Consider the following 2,875-nt stretch of genomic DNA (forward strand, 5'->3'; position numbering starts at 1 on the left):
CGATCTTTTGATCTTGATCTTTTTAAAAACAAGATCAAAAGACGGCAGCTCCTACAGGGGGTGATTCAAAAGATGTTTTAGTGGGCCTGGCCGTGCCATGGCACCAGTTTTCGCTGCAGGGCGCGCAGGCCCATTTCCATGGCGAAGGCGATCAGGGCGATGACCAGAATCCCCAGCACCACAACGTCGGTGACCAGAAATTGCGCGGCCGATTGCACCATAAAGCCTAAACCGCTGGTGGCGGCGATCAATTCAGCGGCGACCAGCGTCGACCAGCCAACACCCAGACCAATGCGCACGCCGGTGAGAATGTCCGGCAGAGCGCTTGGCAAAATCACATGACGAATCAGCTGCAAACGCGTCGCACCCAACGACTGCGCCGCGCGCAATTTTGCCGGGTCAACCGTGCGCACGCCGGTGGCGGTAGCGATGGCAATCGGCGCGAAAATCGCCAGATAAATCAGCAGCACTTTCGACAACTCGCCGATGCCGCACCAGATCACGATCAGCGGCAGATAAGCCAACGGCGGAATCGGCCGGTAGAACTCGATCAGCGGATCAAGCACACCGCGGGCGATGCGGTTGGCACCGATAGCAATGCCCACCGGCACAGCGGTCAAAATCGCGAAACCAAGGCCCAGACCGATGCGGCTCAGGCTCGCACCAAGGTGCTGCCACAACGTCGAATCCATGTAACCGGTAGTCGCCAGCAACCAACCCTTTTGCAGCACGGCGGACGGTGGCGGCAGGAACAGCGGCTCGATCAATCCAGTGGCAGTCACCGCCCACCAGATCGCTAACAATGCAAACAAGGTCAGCAAGCTGATCCAGCGCGTGCTGAGGCTGCGGCGCAGCGGAGTCACCACCGATGCGCTGACCGGTTTTACCGCAGCCGAGGAAACGTCGTAACTGCTCATGCGCGCTCCTGCCGTTGCCCGGCGCTGCGTTGCGAGAACACTTTGCTCAGCACGTGTTCGCGGGTTTCGATAAAGCGCGGATCGGATTTGATCGCGCGGGCGGACTCGCCAGCGGCGTAACGCTGACCGAAATCCAGCTGCAGACGCTCAACGATCTGCCCCGGATTCGGCGCGAGCAGAATCAGGTCAGTGGCGAGGAACACCGCTTCTTCAATGTCATGGGTAATCAGGAAAACCGGCTTGGCGGTGCGTTGCCAGACTTGCAGCAACAGCTCCTGCATCTGTTCGCGAGTGAACGCATCGAGCGCGCCGAAGGGTTCGTCCATCAGCAACACACGCGGGTCAGCGGCGAGAGCGCGGGCGAGGCCGACGCGTTGTTTCTGGCCACCGGAGAGTTGCCAGATACGGCGGCTTTCGAAACCGGAAAGATCGACCAGCGCGAGCATTTCGCGGGCGATCTTTTCGCGCTTGTCCCTGGCGACACCGGCCAGTTCCAGACCGAATGCGACGTTGGCCAACACGTCCTGCCAAGGCAGCAACGCGTCGTCCTGGAACACCACGCCACGTTCGGCGCTCGGGCCTTTGACCGGCACGCCGTCGAGGGTGATGCGCCCGGCACTCGGTTCAACGAAACCGGCAATCAGGTTCAACAGCGAAGTCTTGCCACTGCCGGACGGGCCGAGGGCGACCAGCAATTGCTGAGGCCCCAGGGTCAGAGAAATATCCGCCAGCACCGGTGTCGGGCTGCCCGGGTACTGTGCGCTGATGCGCTCCAGCTGTAGCAAGGCCATCGCGGTTAACTCCCGATCAGTTGGTGATGAATTTGGCGCTGACGTACGGCGCGTAGTCCGGCAGAACGGCTTCGACCTTGCCTTGTTCTTTGAGGAACGCAGCGGTGTCGGTGATGGCTTTGGTGGTCGGCGCGCCGAGGGTGACGACCTGATCAGCGGCCAGCGGGTAGACGTTGCCTTGCAGCAGCAATGGGATGTCGCTGGCCTTGGCGCCAGAGAGTTTCACCAATTTGTCGACGTTGGATTGATCGGCGAGCCAGGCTTTCGGGTCTTTGCGGTAGTCGGCGTAGGCGTCGAGGGTGACCTTGGCGAACGCGGTGACGATTTCCGGGTGCTTCTCGGCGAAGTCTTTGCGCACGATCCACGCATCGAAGGTTGGCGCGCCAAACTTGGCCAGCTCGCCGGAAGTGATCAGCACTTTGCCGTTTTCCTTGGCCACACCGAGTGCCGGATCCCACACGTAGGTGGCGTCGATGTCACCACGTTTCCACGCGGCGATGATCGCTGGAGGGGCGAGGTTGAGCACGGTGACTTTCGAAGGATCGATGTTCCAGTGCTTCAGCGCCGCGAGCAGGCTGTAGTGACCGGTGGACACGAACGGCACGGCGATTTTCTTGCCGACCAGATCCTGCGGCGTCTTGATGCCGGAACCGTCGCGGGCGACCAGTGCTTCGGCAGCGCCGATCTGAGTGGCGATGAGGAAGGTTTCGACCGGGACTTTGCGGGTGATCGCGGCGGTCAGCGGGCTCGAACCGAGGTAGCCGATCTGCACGTCACCGGAAGCGATGGCGGCGATGATGTCGGCGCCGTTATCGAACTTGCGCCAGGCGATATCGGCTTTGGTGGCTTTTTCGTAAGCGCCGTCGGCCTGAGCGACTTTCGCCGGGTCAACGGTGGTTTGGTAGGCGACGGTGAGGTCGGCGGCCTGAGCCAGAAAACTCGCGGCGGCCAGGGAGGCTGCGGCGAGCAGGCGAAGCGGAAAATTCAGTTTCATTGAAAAGCTCCATATCAGGCGACCGAGCGTCGGCGTGAAAGGAGACTAAATGATCTAAGAATCAATAAATAAATAACTTTTTCGAATGAGCTTATGAGCGGAAAAATCTAAGCCTTGGGGGAAACTGGCGCTTTTGTGGCGAGGGGATTTATCCCCGTTCGGCTGCGCAGCAG

Annotated in this window: 3 protein-coding genes; all 3 read right to left on the minus strand. The window is 60.5% G+C overall.

Translation table 11 applies throughout. The features are described from left to right. Positions 1-77: 77 nt before the first annotated feature. Genes tauC through tauA form a run of 3 tightly spaced genes read right to left on the minus strand, consistent with a single transcriptional unit; the run spans position 78 to position 2,702 of the window. Positions 78-917 (minus strand): taurine ABC transporter permease TauC, encoded by an 840-nt coding sequence (tauC, locus tag PMI37_RS26090; RefSeq protein ID WP_008086818.1) that lies wholly within the window; start codon positions 915-917, stop codon positions 78-80. After that, positions 914-1,708 carry a taurine ABC transporter ATP-binding subunit gene (gene tauB / locus PMI37_RS26095; RefSeq protein WP_008086820.1) on the minus strand — a complete coding sequence of 265 codons (795 nt, stop codon included), beginning with the start codon at positions 1,706-1,708 and terminating at the stop codon, positions 914-916. Before tauB ends, tauC begins: the two co-directional genes overlap by 4 nt. Positions 1,709-1,724: 16 nt before the next feature. Beyond that, on the minus strand, positions 1,725-2,702 hold the full coding sequence (gene tauA, locus PMI37_RS26100; protein WP_008086822.1) for a taurine ABC transporter substrate-binding protein: 978 nt from the start codon (positions 2,700-2,702) through the stop codon (positions 1,725-1,727). Positions 2,703-2,875: the final 173 nt, after the last annotated feature.

It is taken from the genome of Pseudomonas sp. GM80 (assembly GCF_000282515.1).
Classification (GTDB): Bacteria; Pseudomonadota; Gammaproteobacteria; order Pseudomonadales; family Pseudomonadaceae; genus Aquipseudomonas.